At 43.3% G+C, this 20,085-nt stretch carries 12 protein-coding genes; 3 read left to right on the forward strand and 9 right to left on the reverse strand.

What is annotated here, in order from left to right; all coding sequences use genetic code 11:
* Positions 1–1,779, forward strand: coding sequence for a BlaR1 family beta-lactam sensor/signal transducer (locus tag ABS301_RS04865; protein ID WP_349671142.1), 1,779 nt, complete (start codon positions 1–3; stop codon positions 1,777–1,779).
* Between the two features lie 53 nt (positions 1,780–1,832).
* Here ABS301_RS04865 and ABS301_RS04870 read toward each other — a convergent pair whose 3' ends face one another.
* The 9 genes from ABS301_RS04870 to ABS301_RS04910 all read right to left on the reverse strand — a co-directional run bounded on the left by ABS301_RS04870 (position 1,833) and on the right by ABS301_RS04910 (position 16,159).
* Positions 1,833–3,956, reverse strand: coding sequence for a penicillin-binding transpeptidase domain-containing protein (locus ABS301_RS04870; RefSeq protein ID WP_502877940.1), 2,124 nt, complete (start codon positions 3,954–3,956; stop codon positions 1,833–1,835).
* A gap of 12 nt (positions 3,957–3,968) precedes the next feature.
* On the reverse strand, positions 3,969–6,827 hold the full coding sequence (locus ABS301_RS04875) for a penicillin-binding transpeptidase domain-containing protein (protein WP_349671143.1): 2,859 nt from the start codon (positions 6,825–6,827) through the stop codon (positions 3,969–3,971).
* A 140-nt stretch (positions 6,828–6,967) separates the two neighbouring features.
* Complete coding sequence (locus ABS301_RS04880) at positions 6,968–8,755, reverse strand: ABC transporter ATP-binding protein (protein WP_349671144.1); 1,788 nt, start codon at positions 8,753–8,755, stop codon at positions 6,968–6,970.
* Between the two features lie 10 nt (positions 8,756–8,765).
* Positions 8,766–9,413 (reverse strand): rhamnogalacturonan acetylesterase, encoded by a 648-nt coding sequence (locus ABS301_RS04885; protein WP_349671145.1) that lies wholly within the window; start codon positions 9,411–9,413, stop codon positions 8,766–8,768.
* A complete protein-coding gene (locus ABS301_RS04890; protein ID WP_349671146.1) occupies positions 9,403–11,178 on the reverse strand; it encodes a family 43 glycosylhydrolase in 1,776 nt (591 codons plus the stop codon). Before ABS301_RS04890 ends, ABS301_RS04885 begins: the two co-directional genes overlap by 11 nt.
* A complete protein-coding gene (locus ABS301_RS04895) occupies positions 11,129–12,667 on the reverse strand; it encodes a glycoside hydrolase family 43 protein (RefSeq protein ID WP_349671147.1) in 1,539 nt (512 codons plus the stop codon). Before ABS301_RS04895 ends, ABS301_RS04890 begins: the two co-directional genes overlap by 50 nt.
* 73 nt (positions 12,668–12,740) lie before the next feature.
* Positions 12,741–13,577 (reverse strand): carbohydrate ABC transporter permease, encoded by an 837-nt coding sequence (locus ABS301_RS04900; RefSeq protein WP_349671148.1) that lies wholly within the window; start codon positions 13,575–13,577, stop codon positions 12,741–12,743.
* A 12-nt stretch (positions 13,578–13,589) separates the two neighbouring features.
* Positions 13,590–14,549, reverse strand: a complete 960-nt coding sequence (locus tag ABS301_RS04905; protein WP_349671149.1) for an ABC transporter permease — start codon at positions 14,547–14,549, stop codon at positions 13,590–13,592.
* Positions 14,550–14,566: 17 nt separating this feature from the next.
* Complete coding sequence (locus ABS301_RS04910) at positions 14,567–16,159, reverse strand: extracellular solute-binding protein (RefSeq protein ID WP_349671150.1); 1,593 nt, start codon at positions 16,157–16,159, stop codon at positions 14,567–14,569.
* A gap of 337 nt (positions 16,160–16,496) precedes the next feature.
* Between ABS301_RS04910 and ABS301_RS04915 the strand changes: the two genes are divergently transcribed.
* Positions 16,497–18,761, forward strand: a complete 2,265-nt coding sequence (locus tag ABS301_RS04915) for a helix-turn-helix domain-containing protein (protein WP_349671151.1) — start codon at positions 16,497–16,499, stop codon at positions 18,759–18,761.
* A complete protein-coding gene (locus tag ABS301_RS04920; protein WP_349671152.1) occupies positions 18,751–20,085 on the forward strand; it encodes a serine hydrolase domain-containing protein in 1,335 nt (444 codons plus the stop codon). Before ABS301_RS04915 ends, ABS301_RS04920 begins: the two co-directional genes overlap by 11 nt.

Below are 20,085 nucleotides of genomic sequence, written 5' to 3' on the forward strand. Positions count from 1 at the left end.
ATGCTTTTTTCCCTTATGATTCGTCTTACGTTAAACAGCGTTGTGATTATTCTGTCATTTGGAATAATTCTGCTGATAAAAGAACTATTTAAAAATCATCTTACCTGGAAAGCCCAATACAGAATCTGGTATTTCCTGTTGCTTATACTGATCTTTCCGTTTCTCCCCTCCTCCATGATCCATGCAGGGCTTCGTTTATTAAGCCTTTCTGGAGGCAGTGTCTCACCTGTCAAAGTAACGACTCCCACTTTTGCCAGTGATGCCGGTATTTCCAGCTTAATACAAGATTTCTCCATATCCGTCAGCCGCAGCCGTATCTTTCATCTTCCTGCTTTTCTGCCTTATATATGGGGACTGGGAATTGGTATAGTGTCAATCCTTAATCTTATTTCCGACATTAAAATCAGACGAATCAGACGGGCCAGCCTTCCTCTCCAAAACAGGCAGATCAGAGATCTGTTTGACTGCTGCCTGAGTGAAATGAATATGAAAAAGAAAATTCACCTTTACAGCAGCGCATATTTAAGTTCTCCCATGGCTGCCGGTTTAGTAAAACCGGTAATTATAATGCCCATCCATATACTTTCAGAATTTACAGAAGAAGAGATTCGCTTTATTCTCCTTCACGAACTGAACCATATTAAGCACAGAGATCTTTTTCTTAACCGTTTCCTGGCTCTTATGCAGGCACTGTACTGGTATCATCCAGTCGTCTGGATTGGGCTAAGAGAGATGAGGAAAGACCAGGAAGTTGGTTGTGATCTATCCGTTTTATCCATGTTAGAAGAAAACAGCTATCTGGATTATGGAAAAACACTGATTCGTTTTGCAGAAAATATAGTAAGCCGGCTTTCTTTTGCTTCCCAAATCGCAGGCCCTGAAAAAGAGATCAGGAGGAGAATCCGCTGCATTGCTTCTTACCGCAAAGAATCCAGATGGAAACAATGGAAAAGCCGGTTTTTACTCACCGTAACCAGTCTGGTGCTGCTGGCTTTTATCCCTGTTATGTCTGTCAATGCATCCAGCGGTTCTTTTTACCCTTTTTATCCTGAACATATGAAACAGCTGGATTTAGACTCCTGTTTTTACGGTTACAATGGGAGTTTTATACTTTACGAAGTCAATTCCCATCAATATTATATTTATAATCAGGGAGCATGCACAACCAGGATTTCTCCCGACTCCACCTACAAGATATACAGCGCGCTGTGTGCACTGGAACAGGGAGTGATTACTCCTGACTCCTCTTATATGAAATGGAACGGTTCAGCATTCCCCTTTGAAGCCTGGAATCAGGATCAGAATCTGAATACTGCCATGAACCGTTCTGTTAACTGGTATTTTAAAGCTTTGGATGAAAAAAGCGGCATATCCGCATTAAAAAGCTGCATTGGACGACTGGAATATGGAAATCAGGATTTATCTGGAGGAATCGGCAGCTACTGGCTGGAGTCTTCGTTGAAAATCTCTCCAGTCGAACAGGTGGAGCTATTAAGCCGGCTTTGCCAGGGAAGTCTCCCGTTTCAATCAGATCATATCAAAGCCGTAAAAGATTCCCTTTTTCTCACTTCCAGCCATGGTGTTTCATTATACGGAAAAACCGGAACAGGCAATATAAACGGCCAAGATGTCAACGGCTGGTTTATCGGCTTTACACAGTCCCAGGATGAGACTTATGTGTTTTCCACCAATATTCAAAGTGACCAATCTGCCAACGGTCGCACTGCTGCTGCAATTACACTGGACATCTTAAAGAACCAGAATATCTACAGACAGTAAAACAGAGCCTGAGACAGGAGAATCTCTCCAGCCTCAGGCTCTGTCTTTTTCATTTATTGTACCGGAATATAGGAATCAAGAATCAGTTTATCTTTTCTCACAACATACCCGCTCCCGCCCCTGTTTTTCACATCTTCCACCATGCTGACAAGAAGCAGTGGTGTACTGGTATCAGGATCTGCGGTAAATACTGAAAACCAGCCAAGCTCCGTTCCGGTAGTATCCCCTTTGGAAGCTTTGATCTCAGCAGTTCCTGTCTTTCCTGCAAGCGCCAGGTCAGATCTCATAATGGCATGGCCGGTTCCATGCTCTGAGCTGACAACCTTAATCAGATCCTCACGGACCAGATTGGCATTGTCTGGAGAGCAGGCTCCTGAAAGCCATACTTTAGGTGCTGCATTTTGCTCTGCTCTTAAAACAGGCTGTATTACATTGCCCCCGTTGGTAAACATGGTGTAAAGGGCTGCAAGATGGATCGGATTAACAAGCATCTGACCCTGTCCATAGCCGCTGTCAGCCAGCTGTACTTCCGTTTCGATCCGGTCTGAATTGGAATACTGGGACTTGGCAACGGAAATCTCAAAAGGAAGGGACTGGTTAAATCCCAGCTTTTTAAGCCCTGACATAAAATCATCATAGCCAATCTTTAATGCAGCTTTGGCAAAATAAATATTGTTAGAATATATAAAAGCATTTTCCAGATTAAGGGGGTTGCTGTCATGAAGGGTGGTTATGTAATAGTTTCCCCAACTCTCATCTTTTCTCCAGCTTAACCCAGTGCTTCCATAATCCTCATTGGGATCAATGGCGCCGTTTTCAAGTCCAACCACAGCCGTAATGGGCTTAAAGGAAGATCCTGGAGCAAACTTCTGACGGAAGCGGTTATAAAGAGGCTTTCGCTCATCATTATTTAAGGAATCCCATTTTTCAGCCGGCATTCCCAGAATGAAATCATTGTTATCATAGGAAGGCGTGCTCACAAGAGCCAGAATCTCTCCTGTATGGGGATTCATGGCTACACTGCAGCTTTTATCTTCCTGAAATGCATCATAGATCGCACTCTGAAGTGTACTGTCAATGGTAAGTGTGATATCAGCACCATCAGTTCTGGGCCTTACCGCCAGCTTTTTCTTACTGTTTCCCGTTGCATCTGTGATGGAAACAGTATGACCGTTTATTCCCTTTAATTCCTTTTCATACAACCCTTCCATACCGCTTTTTCCAATTACGCTGTCTGTTAAATAATCTTCTCCCTTATGTTTTTCCAAGTCCTCACTGGTCACATTCTGGACGTATCCAATGAGATGGGCGCCCTTTACGCCCAGGGGATAGGAACGCACGGAAGTGTCTGTAATTAACACTCCGGGAATTGTAAGAAGCTGATCCTGAAGTTCTTTGTTTTTCTGATCTTCTTCACTGACCTGATCTGAGTGGAGCTGAAAGTCATCTACTTTTTTCAAGGTTTTTAAGGGAACAAAGGAATCTTCCTTTACCCAGCCTGCAGACAGCTTCTTTTGTATACTCTCCGGAGACATGGATAGAAGTTCTCCCAGTTTTTCCACATCCGGGCCGGAATTCTCACTCATTTTCCCCGGAACAAGGCCGACAGAGGAGGCAGTTCCCTTTCCTGCCAGCATAAGCCCGTTCCTGTCAAAAACAGACCCTCTTTGTGCCTCATCTGTTGAAACTCTGACTTTATCGGTTTTGTTAAGCTCTGGAAAAATCATGCTGTCATTCCATTCCAGTTTATAGCCGGTTTTCTTTTCTTTTTTAAATACCGCCTGATTGGAAAAACTGATCTCTCCAGCCAGACTGGTTAAACTCATCTGATAAGTGACTACTGCTTCCTCATCCTTTAAGTCAACACCGGTTATATCCGCTTTTATGTTTTCTGCTTCAATGCCTTCATAAATTTTCTTATTTCTGCTAATGAAATCTTCCTGACTGATATTTAACTGACTCTGCTCATCAAGCATATCATACATCGTTTCGTAATCCGCCTTCTGTAAGCTTGAAACATAATCAGAAAAAAGTACATCCGGTTTCTTTGACTGGTTCTTCTTACTTTCAAGCCGGAGAAATAAAATTCCTCCGGCCAGACCAATCATCAGTATTAATAATGTACAAACTGCAGAAAACACAAATCGTTTTATTCCCCGTTTCATTCCCCGTCTCATTGTATTTCTCCTTTAATCCGTACGAAGGTTATTGGATACTCCGGAAGCCGTACCAGTTAAAATCTTTTCGGTATCTTCCAGATGGAAATAATAATTAAATATATTCTTTCCAACGCCTACCACATTACCGGAGCTGTATCCGTTTGCGATCCTGACTGTTATGGCAATCTGAGGATTGACAAGAGGTGCATACCCAATAAAGAGACCATGGTTGGGTTTTGTTTTTGATTCTTCTGCAGTACCAGTTTTTCCTGCTGCATCAATTTTTAAATCTTTTAAATTGGCATTGGATTTTACCAGTTCGTTCATACCTTTTGCCACATCATTCCATACAAACTCTGGTAAGCTGACTGTACTGTTTACGGTTGGAGTAAATGATTTTACAACTGCGCCGTCTCCATCTGTAATCTTGCCGATCATGGAAAGCTGATAACTTTGACCATGGTTAGCCAGTGTCGCCGTATAGCGGGCGATCTGGGATGTGGTATAGTTATGAGTTCCCTGACCGATGGAGGATGGAATGGCATACTGATCCGTTACATGAGGTTTTGCCTCTCCGATCTCAATACCTGTGTTCTTATCCAGATCCAGAAGCTGGGCATATTTAACCAGGTTGCCAAGTCCCTTATCCTCTGAGAAGCTTCCATCTGCACCTGTTCCCAGCCTGTAAGTGATTTCCGATAAATATACATTACAGGAGTTCTTTAGCGCATCGGCACTGGAAGAGATCACACCGTGACCGGAACGTTTCCAGCATCGCAGAGGTGGTTCTACCTTGTCAAATGCACCGGTACACAAAACACTGGTATCCGTCTGAATCACACCTTCAGTTAACCCGGCAATGACCGTAACCGGTTTAAAGGTAGATCCAGGTGCCGTTAACTGGCTGGTGGCACGGTTAAACAGAGGCAGGGATAAATCCTGTTCCAGCTGCTGGTAATAGGAGGTATCCATCTGGTTCGCCAGCCGGTTATTGTCATATCCCGGATAGCTGACACAGGCGATTACCTCTCCGTTTTGGGGATTGACCACAACCGCAGATCCGGAACAGGGATTTAACGCCAGCTGAGCCGGTGTAATCTCCAGATTGGTGATTTTCTTACGGATAAACTGATAGGGACTTAACTGACCATTCATAAGAAGAGGGTAGTCCGGATCGTCTTTTGACAGAACTCCCTGTTCATACAGAAGCTGCTCTGTCTCTCTGCCGCTAAGGGACCCTTCTCCAATCATTGCCTGATAAATCTTCTGTTCAAAATCACGGTTTTCGGTGATATCCTGTAACATCTTTTCTTCCGCAAGACGCTCTGCATCCTGGATCTCCGTATACTTTTCATTGTTTTCCAGACGGCTTAAATCCATATGACCTGCAGCAATGGATTCGGTCAGATATTGCCTTAAACTCTTTTCTTTCCAGTCCCATGTGCCGCTTCCATTTAGCAGGAACTGATCTTTACGTGCCTGGCTGACCAGAAAATCCAAGTATCCCTGCATCTGGGGACCAAGTGCCTGATAAGAGGCACCTGAAGCGTCGAAGGCGGCTGAAAGCTGACCAATCACCGCTTCTTTTTTCTGTTTAAAATCTCCATAGACCTTTTTTTCCAGATCCGATGCATTCTCAGCCTTTAACCGCTCCGTATCGATGACATGATTCTGGATCAGCGCATAGTACACTTCGTCAGAAGCAATCCGGATCTGGGAGGCATCGGCTGCTTTTGGCATTTCTGCCCTTCTGGTTTCCACCATATTGGCCAGGAGAATTCCGGCTATCTGCTGTTTCAGCATCTGATATACCGCATCCTGCAGGCCTTTATCCACCGTTAAGTAAACATCCTTGCCAGTTCCAGGGCTGTTGGTAACCACTGGTTCTGTCTTTGGATTTCCCACCACGTCGGTATAAAATTCCTGAGTTCCATCCTGTCCTCTCAGCCATTCTTCCATGGATTTTTCAATTCCGCTTTTACCAATCACAGACTGATTGGAATAAATACCGTTATTATCTCCAACGGCAGCCAGCTCATCGGCTGATATGCCACCTGTATATCCTAAAATAGAGGACATACTTTCTCCGCCATAGTACACCCGGATGCTGCTGTTTTCCACATCAGCTCCCTGAAGATCGTGCTTTTGTTCCATTACACCCACCATGGCTTTGTCAGATACATCGGAGGCAACCAGATACGGCAGGTATTTCCGGTATGAATTTAAGGACAGACCATAACGAATGTTGGCGATTTGTAAGATCTCTTTGGGCGTTAAGGACGCAGGAAGCCTGTACAATTTCTGCTCCTCTTCCGGATAGGAAGAATCAATCATAAACTTCTTCTTTCCGCAAAGATCCTGCATCAGTTCATCGGCCGTCTTTTGTGACTGCTCTTCCGTCAGATCCGTAACCTGGCTCTTACCATAAAAGTCAGCCTTAAAGCGGCTCAGCTTCCAGCCATCCACCGAATATTGATAATTTCCTTCTTCATTTACCATAATGGGGAGACTGACATTTAACTTATCTTCATCCCCCACAAGACCGATCAGCTGATAGGCGATTCCGTTTAATGTTTTCTGTTTTTCCTTCTGATTCTTATAATTTCCGGAATCTTCCAGAGTGATGTTATAGGAAAGACGGTTTGATGCCAAAAGCGTTCCGTTCCTGTCATAGATGTTCCCTCTGTTCCCAGGAAGCCTCTGGGTTTTCATAATGGAGGTGATAAATTCCTCCTGGCTGGCAGCCCCCTCCATAATCTGCAGGTGATATAACCTTACCAGCAGTGATGATAATAAAAATCCAAAAAATAATCCCAATATCAGCAATCTGGGAATCTGAAATGAAATATCAGGTAAGCTTTTATTCTTAAATAGATGATTGCGGCGCATAATTCTCCTTATTCTTACGCTTGTAATATTTATAATATGAAAGGAACAGGGACACTTTATACCCTCCCTGTATACAGATAAATTACTACGTATGTAAGATTTGATTATACACCGGATCCATTCAGATGTAAACCGTTTTTTCATTGCAATGCCATCTGAAGACGCTCCATTTCATAGAATTCCCCTTTTAACTCCATTAACGTCTGATAGCTTCCTTCTTCCCTTATTTTCCCCTGGTCTAAAACCACGATCCGGTCTGCTCCTCTTACTGTGGAAAGCCTGTGTGCAACAATAAATGTCGTTCTTCCTTTAATCAGCTCATTGAGGGCATCCTGAATCTCCTTTTCTGATATGGTATCAAGAGCCGAGGTTGCTTCATCCAGTATAATTACCCGGGGATCTCTGATAATCGCCCTGGCTATGGAAATTCTCTGTCTCTGACCTCCGCTTAAATTGGCACCATGTTCTCCAATCATGGTATTAAGACCATTGGGAAGCTTTGCAATCACCGATTTTAGATTTGCAGCTTCCACTGCATGATTCACATCTTCGTCAGATACATTGGTAAGACCATAAGTTATATTTTCCCTTACCGTACCTGTAAAGAGAATAGGGGTCTGTGGTACCACTGAAATAAATCTCCGGTAGCTTCTTAAATTAATTTCACTGATATCCGTTCCGTCAATGAAAAGCCTGCCGCCGCCTGGTGTTATAAAACCAATTAACAAATTTAGTATGGTGGTCTTTCCCGAACCGGACTCTCCCACCAAAGCGATGGTCTCCCCTTCCTTCACCTCCAAATCAATTCCCGACAAAACCGGTTCATTGGAGTCATTATAGGAAAATGCAACATTCTGAAAGGTAAATCTGCCCTTTAACTGGTTTAGTTCCCTCTTTCCCTCATTATGCTCCACATCATCGGAAATTAATACCTCGCCAATGGAAGAAACGGATTCCAGTCCCTTGGTCAGTATGGGAAGCAGATTAATCAGCCCGGTAAACTGGTTGACTACCGTGGTAAAGCTTGCCTGATAAAAGGTTACATCGCCGATCTTTATGGAGCCTTTCCAAGCCATATATCCGGAGAACCCCAGACACAGTGCCTGAAATACCTGAAATACACACCAGCTCACAGCCCCAAAATGTGCCTGCACCATATCCAGCCGGTATCCTTTGTCTGCCGTTTCTTCCAGCTGTTCTTTGATCTTATCCACCTCTTGTTTTTCAAGGGCATGGGCTCTTGTAACAGGAACCAGCTCCACCATCTCCATGACACGTGCGCTGGTTTCTTCCATCTCACGCCGAAATGCCCGGTTCTCGCTGTGAATCCGTTTGCGAAATGCAACTACTGTCACGGCAGTCACGGGAGCCACCAGAAGAAAGAACAGGAGCACGGATCTGTTTTTCACAGCTGTGATCCCCAGCGTGATCACAAGATTCATCATGATATTCATCAGATTCACAAACAGCTGGGAGGATAATGTCTCCACTGCCTCCACATCACGTATGATCTTGGACTGAAGCCTGCCTGACTGTATCTGCGTATGATATGGAATGGACAATTCCTGAAGTTTCCGGACCAGAGCACCTCTTAAACCGGCCTCAGTTTTTCGTATTACCTGATTTTTGTACTTGTTGTGAAGCCAGTTTGCTGGAAGATGCACTGCTAAAAGTCCAATCCAGACTGCAACATTTAAGATGATCTGACGCTTTCCCTCTTCTCCTCCTGCTATGGCTCCGTTGATTACATTGGCAGTCAGAAGCGCAGCAAAGAGACTGGGCGAATGTTTAATTACAAAAAAGAAAGTGGACAGAAGAAACTTATGGTACTGCCCTTTATAAAATCCAAGCAGCACCATAACCGAATGATTCCTGTACTTCCTATAGCAGTCAATAAACCGGTGTTCCATTTTCGCATATTGATCCATCGTCTTCCCCCTAGGAAACATCAAGGCCCTGATTCTCTATTACCACGTTTTTGCTGTCTAACAGATCTGCATAAGGTGCCCCAAGCTTTCTCAATTCTTCGGAAAGAAACCCTGCCATGATGACAGCCCCCTCTGGTTTTAAATGAGTATTATCCCCAGGCCACATGAAATACGCTTTAGAGGCTAAATCTCCTACTGCTTCCAGATAAGCCTCTGTTATAGAGGTTAAGTCAATAACCGGAACGCAGGCTTCTTTTCCGGTCTGCTTAACCGCCTCCGGATAGGCTCCGTGGCTTCCGGGAAGAAATTTACCCTGGTCATTAAAAAGCCTTCTGGCGATGGGGGTAATAAGCACTGGATAAGCTCCATTTTCTCTGGCCGCCTGAATAAACTTCATCAGATTCTCTTTAAATGTGGTCTCCGGATCAGTGTGGCGGGCCGGATCATCCTTTTCATCGTTGTGACCAAACTGTATAAAGAGAAAGTCTCCCTCTTTCATTTCTTTTTCCATCAGAGCCAGGCGGCCTTCATCCAGAAATGATTTTGTACTTCTCCCATTTTGAGCATTGCTTTTCATCTCCACACCATCTGCCAGATAAAGAAGCATTGCCTGGGATATCCCGGTCTGGGGATATGTGGAAGCTTTATTAAATTTCACTGTGCTGTCTCCAGCATAAAAGATTTCTGCCATTTACGTACACTCCATAAGCTGCTCCTGTAAAACGTTTTCCTTTTGTCAGACCTTCCGAACAGATAGAAGTCACATCAGTCCACCGCCACAGGATTTTATTATTTAATAGAAACGTTCTGTTAAGACCATCTGTCTCAACGCGGAATAAAACACGCCCTTCAAAAGTAAAATCGTTCTTCTCTGTTCTTACATAGGCGTTATCTACATATTCCGTTACAAATATCTGATTCTTTGTTACACCAAATTTTATGTAGGTGTTTTCATCATAGTACAAGATCACACCTGCATCAGAGTTGAATTCCACCCGCTCTTCCTCAGGTATCCACATCTCGAACTCTGCTGCGAAGCTAAAATCCGGCTGAAATTTAAGAAGCAGGCTATTGCATTTTCTGCTGCATAAATCAAATCCGTCTCCTCTGATCCACAGCGTTCCATCTTCCCCAGTCCAGACACGTTCCCTGTCTCTTGTTCTTGGGGATAACCAGACCTCTTTCCTATTGACAGCCTCAGGCTTTTCGTACGTCTTGGGAAACGGAACCCGTTCCATATAAGAAGGACCTTTTCTTTTATTTACCACAGGCCACCCATCAGCTGTCCAGGTAATTTCATCAAGGCAGGTTTCTCTGCCCAGCATTCCCCATGTCCCATTGATGAAACGGGAAGATAAATATACCATAAACCATCTGCCGTCTGGTGTCTCAACCGGCTTTCCATGGCCACAGCACTGAATGGCTCCCATTTCATCCCACTGATGCATGATTGGATTGTAAGGACAGTTTTCATAGGGCCCGTATAATCGTCTGGATCTTGCAACGGTAATCATATGTCCTTTTCCAGTTCCGCCTTCTGCCAGAAAACAATAATAATACCCATCCTTCTTTATCAGATGAGGTCCCTCTGGAGCATGGCCGGTATGCCCATACCAGATCAGTTCCGGTTGGGATAACAGTTGTTTTCCATCCTGGGAAATCTCCACCATTCTTGCTCCCCGGTTAATCAGCATATACCTTTTTCCATCCTCATCAGTAAAAAGGGAGGGATCAATCCCTAAGAGATTATGAATGAACGGAGTCTCATAAGGACCTTCGGGATGAATGGAACTGGTGATCATCTGTGTCTGAATATAAGGCGCATCATCATTATTACGCAGAGTTGCGCAGATATAAAATCTTCCATTGAAAAAGCTGATATCAGGTGCCCAGAATCCCCTTCCTCCTTCCAGATTTCCCAGATATTCTTTTGCCCATATTTCATCTGTAACCGCATAACCAATTGTTTTCCAGTGAATCAAATCCCTGGAATGAGAGATGGGAATACATGGAAAAAACAGAAAACTGGAATGTACCATATAATAATCTTCTCCCACACGTACAACACTGGGATCCGGGTGCATTCCCCTTAAAACAGGATTGCGGTAAGATTCCTCTAAGGAAAAACCGCATATCCTTTTAAAATACTCTTCCATGGGCGACCCTGCCGCCAGATCATAAGGCGTACACATGGACTGATTTGCCCATGTGGGATCCATGTTGCAGCGCTCTGCCAGATACTCCACCAGTTTTTGGTTTTTCCCTCTCACTGCATAGTGGAGAAGGCTGTTCCCATTCTCATCACAGTCCTCTGTATTGAAACTGTGATCAATCAGGTGGACAACCGTCTCATACTCTCCCCGCTCTGCTGCTTCAAAAGCCCTCTTCGCTGCCGCTTCCGTCTTTGATGTGTATAAATTCATATTCCCCATACCCTTCTGATCTTACGTTGTTTTTGTTGGCACTCCACAGACAAAGCTTCGCACCTGTCCAGGTCGCCCGGCATAGGGGCTGTGGATCGCCGATACAGGTGTAGCTGGCTCCATCCGGTGACCAGGAAAAACGGTATGTTTTATCAGCAAGTAACTCCAGACGCAGATACACCATATCATTCTCATAAGGACAGGAAGTTTCAAGGATTTCCCGGGCTTCTCCAAGCAGTTCCTTTTTTGTTACTGTTCCTTTGTACAGCCTAAGGCTGTTGCCATCAATGGACCGCTCCAGAGCCAGATAGGCATAGGAATGTCCAATCATTCCTATTGATGCCATATCCCCCTCCTCTTCCCAGTTCAGGCGTACCTTTGTGACAGCGGTGAATATCCCTTGCTGGGGGATCTGTGTCATGGCATTGGGTGCATACCATAGTAAATTTTCTCTGGTATTGTTTTTCATACAAAACAGACGGATACCATTATGCCCTGCCAGAGAATAGTAGGACTCTTTTGGGTTTGCCTGCCACTGCCACTGAAGGCCAATGCTTTCCCCTTTAAACTCATCCGACTGGGCAATCCTGTATTCTGGCTGCCCTTCAGTGGGAACCTTCCACTCCTTAACCGGTTCTCCGATTCCGTCTCCATTTTGATCCGTTCCGATAAAAGGCCAGCCATTATGAAAACACATAGGCTGCAGATGGACAATTCTTCCAAGCTCATTGACATCCTGGAAATGAATAAACCAGTGCCTGCCGTCAGGTGCTATGACCCAGCCGCCCTGATGAGGCCCGTTTATGGAGGTGTTTCCCTGATGCATCACAATCTTATATTCATACGGGCCCTTTACAGATCTCGCTCTCAATACAGACTGCCAGCCAGTTGAAACGCCTCCTGATGGCATGAGAATATAATAATATCCCTGGTCATAATACATCTTGGGACCTTCTGTTGTGGGAGCAATCTGTTCCCCGTCAAATATGGTAACCGGCTCTCCAATAATGTTTCTGCATTGAGGGTCGATTTCCACCAGATCCAGCCTGTGCTTGATCCCGCATCGGCTGTTGGCATAGGCAAATACCATGTACGCCTTTCCATCTATATCCCAGAAAGGACAGGGATCAATCCAGCCTTTCGCCTCATGAAGGCAGTGAAGTTTAAATGTTCCATATGGATCCTTTGATGTGGCTACAAAAATCCCTTCATCAGGAAGCGGTATGAATACGTAAAAGGTACCCTTATGAAAACGAATGGAGGGCGCCCAGGTTCCTGAGCCGTGAGACGGCAGATCATATTTTTCAAAGGGCAGTGAATCCACACAGTGATTGATGATTTCCCAGTGAACCAGATCTCTGGAATGGAGAATCGGTACACCTGGAAGATATGTAAAAGAAGAAGCTACCATATAATAATCTTCTCCCACCCGAATTACATCGGGATCTGAATAATCGGCATACAAAACCGGATTCTGATACATTGACATCGTAATTGCCTCCCATAATATAGTTCATTTGAAAAAAAGGAGCAGAAATTCTGCCCCTCTTTCTGCCTGATCGTTACTCCTTTACGGCACCAATATTAACACCCTGAATAAAATACTTCTGGCAGAATGGATATATGATCATGAAGGGGAGGATTGCCACAATAACAGCTGCGTTCTTTACTGTGTTTTCAGTTGCACCGCCGATTGCCTGGGGCAAATCACTTCCCATTATAACAGATCTTAACTTCATTTGGAAATTATATAAATTATCATTTGTGATATAAAGTTTATAATTGGTATAATCGTTCCAGTAAGATACGGCGTACATCAGACCAATTGCAGTCAGTGCAGCTTTTGATAATGGAAGGACAATTTTTATAAATATTCCCATGGGAGGGCAGCCGTCAATTTCTGCTGATTCAAATAAGCTGGCCGGAATACCCTCAAAGAAATTTCTCATAAGTACCATATTATAAACATTGATAGCCGGAAGAAGAATTACCACAAATAGGGTATTAGTCAGATGAAATGATTTCATTACCAGATAGGTGGGAATCATGCCTCCGTTAAAAATCATGGTAAACAGCATAATATTCGCAAACAGCGTTCTTCCCGGCATCTTCCACTGAATCAGTACATAAGCGCCCAGTGTTGCCACAGTCAGTCCGGTAATCGTCCCCACTATGGTTGTAAATATGGAAACCAGAAACGGCTTATATAAAGTCGGATTGGTAAATACAGAGACATAACCTGCAAAACCAAATTTTTCCGGAAACAGTTTCATACCATAAGCCGTCTTTAAATCAAAGGAATCAATGAGAACCTTGTAGATCGGGATAATCATGATAAGACTTATAAGTACAAATATGATCACCAGCATATAGTCAAATGCGGTTGCTTTCTTTTTCATGTTTTCTCCTCCCTACACAATTCCTCTTCCACGAACTTTATAGCTGGTCTTGTTGCAGATAAGCACAAGGAAACAGCCCACCAGCGAGGAAATCAGACCTACCGCTGTTGTATAGCCGTAATCAGGCAGAGCGCCGGAATTAAATGTCTGTGTGTAAATATAAGTCTGAAGTACATCTGCCTGCTGGCGAACCGCATCATTTTGCATAACGAATACAGATTCAAACAGATTCATTACCTTGGCAAGATTTAAAATCAGGACTGTAATAATGGTATTGTTAAGTGCCGGCATGGTTATGTAACGAAGCCGGTTTAACCGTCCTGCTCCATCCATGGAAGCTGCCTCATAAAGCTCCGGATTAATTCCGGAAAGTGTAGCCATGAAGATAATCGTTCCCCAGCCTGTATCCTTCCAGACGTTAATCACATAATACATCGGCCGCCACCAGTTCTGACTTCCAAGATAATAGATTCCCTCATTCAGAATTCCAAGCCTGATCAGTACGGCATTTAGAAGACCGGCCCCGGTAGGAGACAGAATCAGGGAAAAAACGGATGCAGTAACTACCCATGACATGAAATGCGGCAGATACACAATCGTCTGTGTGATCTTTTTAAAGGTCGCAGACCGAAGCTCATTGAGCATAAGAGAAAGCACAACGGCCATAATGGTATTCAGCAGAAGCTTCACAATACTTAAAACAATGGTATTCCCAAATGCACTCCAGAAGCCCGGCATATTCATCATCTTTTCAAAATGTGCCAGACCGATAAATACGGGTTCTTTAATTCCTTTATAGGAATAAAAGGCATATCTGATGCCCAGCATGGGAAGATAATGAAACACCAGTGCAAAAATCAGAACAGGAAGAAACATCACATAAAATCCCCTGTAATATCGGAGTGAAACAAGCAACGGCCGTTTATTTTCGCCTGCAGCATACGCTGCAGGCCCTTTCATCTTTTTATTCATAGGAAACCTTTCTAATTCTATTTTGCAGATTCTTTCTTGTTAAGTGAATCCACGATTGTCTGTGACCATTTTACACCGCCATCGCTTTCGAAACGCTTGAATGCTTCGTCTATGGAAGTACCCTGTACGACAACATCTGCAATAATGGATTTCTTCAGTGTCATTAAATCTCCGTTGTAGGTAGCCATTTCTTCGGTAGAAGGAGTGATGGTTGCCTGACGGCAGTTTTCATTAAATACAGTCTGGGCATTTTTTGCCTCATCTTTTACTGCAGCCTTTCCAGGATCCCCTTCCCAGGTTGCGATGGCAAGCATTGGATCAAGATGCTGTTTTGTGTACTGTGTTCCGGGATTTTCAAGACTCTCTTTTAAATGGAATTCACCCTCATTATAGGCTTTGTCAAGAACTGTTTCCGCTTTCTTTGACCAGTGAACATCCTCCACTCCGTAGGTCCAGAGCATTTCCATCTCACCGCCATCTAACATGGATTCGATCAGGTATTTAAATACGCCTTCCGGATTTTCACAGGAAGAAGTAATTGCCCAGACGGGAGCCGTTCTTTCCACATAAGTACCAACCTCTTTAATCGGTTTTAATGGAATGAGTTCACTGTCATGACCGTTTGATTCCAGGTTGTTCTTTAAGTTGCTTGCCCAGGTGCCTGCCCAGTAAGTAAATACGCCGAATTTATCCTCGTAAAACTTATTACGGCAGTCTTTTGTTCCATTTGTTAAGGTTTCTTTATCAATATAGCCTGCTGCATAAGCATCTCTCATACGCTGCAGCGCTTCCTTAAAGTTATCCTTGGTAAATCCATCATACCAGACACCGTCTTCCCCCTTGGCAAAGGAAGGATATGCGTCCTGATAAAATTCTGGCAGATAATTGGTCCATGGCTCTTCTGTTCCGATGAATCCGGCAGCTGATAAACCATAGGTATCTCCATTTACTCCGTTGCCGTCCGGATCACCCTCTGTAAATGCCTTCAGCATGTTTAAATATTCATCATAAGTTGTAGGTGCAGTCAGTCCGCAGTTATCCAGCCATTTCTTCTTTACATATGTAACACAGCCGTTTCCTCTGGTAACCGGGAATCCGTAAAGCTTACCGTCAATCTTCATATTGTCTACAACATCATCCCCTGTAAAACGTCCGGATGACTTAAGCTCTGAATTCTCCCATGCCTGTGTCATATCCCAGAGTGCACCTTCCTCCGCATATCCGGTATAGAAGCTGCCTGCAAGGATAATCGCATCCGGCCAGTTCTCTGGACCTGAAGCAAACGTCTGACCCAGAACATCAAAGTAAGCGTCATGATCCGGCTGTATAATTTCTAAATCAATTCCGGTCAGTTCTTCCCATTTTTTTTCAAATGCATCTCTGTTATTTTGTTTTGTCATAACCGTTGCATTTACCATAATGGTAATCTTCTCCGGTTTTTTAATTTCATTCTCCGCTTTACTCTCTCCTGTTGAAGAGCTGCTCTCCGTATTCGCGCCGGCATTCGTTACATCTGCCCCAGATTTGGCAGAAGAGGAACATCCGCTTAAAGCCACTGAAGCAGCCATGGTAACAGCCATACCAGCTGCAAGCATTTTTTTAACTCTCATTTAGAACCTCCCAATATAATTGTTTTTGTTATCGGTGGTGCGCACCTTTTTGCATTGCCATCATAGCATCTCATACACACAATATCAACGCGCATTATTTACTATCGTTGTTCATTTTTAGCTAAACAGTCTGTTTTCCCAGTCATTTATTATGCATATTTTATATCATCCGTATCAGCCCTTCCCCCTTACGACATAGTTATATAAGAAGTGACAGGAATTGGTTTTGAGTACATATTTTACGTTCTATGTACAGATCTTCATATAAAGAGGGGATCTGATTGATTTTAGTACCGTTTCATACTATAATTTTCATATGAAAAAAGGAACGGTGCATATGAAAAATCGCAAACTTACATTAAAACACAATAAAAATATATCCTATAAAAATCAGCTGATGCTGTCCTATACGCTGATCCTGGCAATCATTCTGCTGATCGGTGTAATACTTTACTCTCTTTCCTACAGTCAGGTAAAGAACGGTATTTATCAGCAGAACCGTCTCAGTCTGTCTGCCTCTGTTACACAGCTTGATAATACAATGGAGCTTACCAATGCCGCCGTGAAGCAGATTACCACCAACAGCCTGTTTAATAACCTGATCAACAAAGTAAACAGGGGGGATTCTTCGTTTTATTATCTTGGTTATAAGACCCAGCAAAGTCTTAAATCCATTACACCGGTAGAATTTCTGCTGCCAATTAACAACTCCTTCATTTATATAGAGAAATCCAGCTACGCCATCTCTCCCATTCTTTTTTCGGATTTCGATTTCTTCATCTGGAATAATACAAAGTATCCAATCGATCCTGCCCAGTTATCAAAAATACTGGTAGATCCTTCTTACTGGAACAAATTCATTCCTTTTGAACAGCTTGGTACCTCGTCAAAAAACTTTTTGTACCTATATCCTCTGACATCTGCCTCTCAGGTGGCCAATCACAGCAGTTCCGTGATCTGCTACCAGTTTGAACACGAAAAAATTATGAAGTTTTTTTCAAATATTAATTTTTATCATAACGGATATCTGGTTGCATACGATAAAAATGGCAATCAGACGTTTCTTCTCTCTGGAGGCGGTCCTGTCATCGAATACGATACCTTAAAAAATATGGACTTTGAGCATAATATCGCACATTTTACCCAAGGCAGTAACAGGGAGGAGATGCTGATCACTACGGTATCTTCTTCCTATAGTAACTGGAATTACTACCTGATACAGCCGGAGGAAGAAGCTTACTACTCCATTACCCCCTATCAGCGTTTTTTTACAACCGTAACTCTGGCAGCCATAATTCTTGGCGGAATCCTGGCAGTAATCTTTTCATCCTTTGGAAATCAAAAGATTTTAAGGCTGTCCAATGAACTAAACATAAAGGAATCACTGGCAAGCTCCTTAAACCTCCTTGTGGAAAAGCAAAAACCGGTTGTGGCTGAGTCCTATATGCGACGAATCATGGAAGGCAGCATCACCAATAACGTAGAGATGCAGTATATCATAGATGAACTTGGTCTGGAACGCCCTGACACCAAATTCCACGTTTTATATACGGAAGTCTCTCCCTCTGAGGAATCTGATATCTGCACCAAGGATCTGGAATTATGCTTTGAAAATTATGATATGCTGGTGAGAGAAGCCCTCCGCCGGTATTATCCGGATACCGGATACATTTACAAGCCTTCAGACCGGGCTTTTGCCATATTGATTGCGTCTGGTGAATCTTTACATTTTGAACAGGTTTTAGAACAGAGCAGAAATACCTTTATTTCTATGCATAATGAACTTCTGCAAAAATATGGAATCTGGATCCGCGGCGGGCTGGGATCACGTAACGGGCTGATTTCCTATACCTGGAAATCCTATCAGCAGGCAAAGGAAGCCAAATCCGTCACAACTACGGAAAAATATATTTTAAGCCGCTATGATTTTATAAAATCCAATGATGTTTATTATTATCCGGAAAGTCTGTCCATTCAGCTGAGCGGTTTTATTTCCACCGGTAACAAAGAACAGGTAAAGGAGCTTTTTAAGCTGATACGGGATGAGAATACATCAAGACGCAGCCTTTCCTTTACCCAGCAAAAATGGCTTTTATCGGATATTCGTTCCACTGTGTTTAAAAAGAGACATAGCATTACAGAAGAAGGTCTTTTAGAAGACAGGCTGAAACTGCTTGATATGATTGATAAACAGTTTGAAGGAGAAATCAGTATTGACAGCTTAAAAACCATTGCATTAGAGCTTTGTGATGTCTGCGGAACAGAAACAGAAAGCAACGAGCTGATTATTAAAATACAGGATTATATCGTCAACAATTACCATGATCCAGATTTATGCCTGACAAAAATATCGGATATATTTGGTATTTCGGAAAATTATTTCAGCTATCTCTTTAAAAGAGAGGTATCCGAGAATTTTTCCACTTACTTAGAACGGCTTAGAATGGCAAAAGCAAAGGAGATCATATCAACAACTGATACCAGTCTTTCCACGCTATATGAATATCTTGGTTATAACAATGCCGCCTCTTTCAGGAGGGCATTTAAAAAGAATTTTGGTGTATCACCGAAGGAAATGAGAGATAAAACAAATGCAAAATAATCAGATACAATCAAGCAAGGCGGCAGTGGAAAAGCTGTGGTTCCGAATGAAACAAAGCGGTCTTCCCATTCACAGTTTTCTGGCTGACCAGGGCGGAAATCTTCTTACGGAAAACTATCAGGCTCCCTATGCCAAACAGGATCTTCACCGCATGTTCTCCATAACCAAAAGCTTCTGTGCCCTGGCGGTGGGATATCTTCTTGAGGACGGTCTGGTTTCTCTTTCAGATCCCATAACCGGCTATTTTCCGGAATACTCAGATACAGAAGTGAAAAGTCCATGGCTCATGAATATGACCATACAGCAAATGCTGATGATGCAGACCTGCCACTCTTCAACCACCTATAAGATAGACAGACAGAAAAACTGGGTGGAAAGCTTCTTTTTGGTACCCCCCTCACATAAGAGCGGGGAAGTCTTTCTCTATGATACTTCTGCCGCCCATACGCTGGCAGCACTTGTAAAAAAGCTGACAGGAAAAGGAGTTCTTGATTATTTAAGAGAGAAATGTCTGAATGAACTGGATTTTTCCGAAGATGCTTATATCATAAAAGATCCCTTTGGAAGTGAAATGGGAGGCTCCGGCCTGATGGCCTATTCCCTTGATTTATTAAAGATTGGCAGATTTTGTATGAATACAGTGAAACATGGGACAGGGGTTTTTGCAGATTATTTAAGAGATGCCGTTTCCTTTCAGGTTCCCACCATTCATTTTGGACAGACAATAGATGAAAAACAGGGATACGGCTATCAGATCTGGCAGATTCGAAATGGCTTTGCCATGTATGGTATGGGGAGTCAGTATGTGCTTTTTTATCCGGAACTGGATCTGGTTTTAGTCATTACGGCAGATACCCAGAACATCAGAGGAGGACAACAGAAAATACTGGATCTGGTTCGGGATGGATTAAAGGAGTTTTTAAGCCCGGTTCCCTGTCTTCCCGTCTTTTCCGGCCCCTCTCATTTAAACGCCGTTTACCGTCTTCTGCCCGGCCGACAGAGATTCACAAGGCTCGCTCTTTCCCTTGACTCCAAAGAAGGCAGTCTTACCCTGTCCGGACCGGATAAGACATACACATTCTCTTTTTCTTTTACAGAACCTGCTGTCAGTATCTTAAATGGCTACAAACAGAGAATTGCAGTGAAAGCTATATGGGCAGATTCCAGAACTCTTTACCTCCCTGTTTCCGTTGTGGGAGAATACGTGGGTTCCATCCATATCCTTTTAACTCTGTCGGAAGACGGGATCACCGTATGGATGAAAAAGATAGAAGAATCTCTTTTCCATGAATTCAGTGGATTTTTAACCGGGTTCAAAGAGTAG

The sequence above is a fragment of the Lacrimispora sp. genome, from assembly GCF_031982545.1.
Lineage (GTDB): Bacteria > Bacillota > Clostridia > Lachnospirales > Lachnospiraceae > Lacrimispora.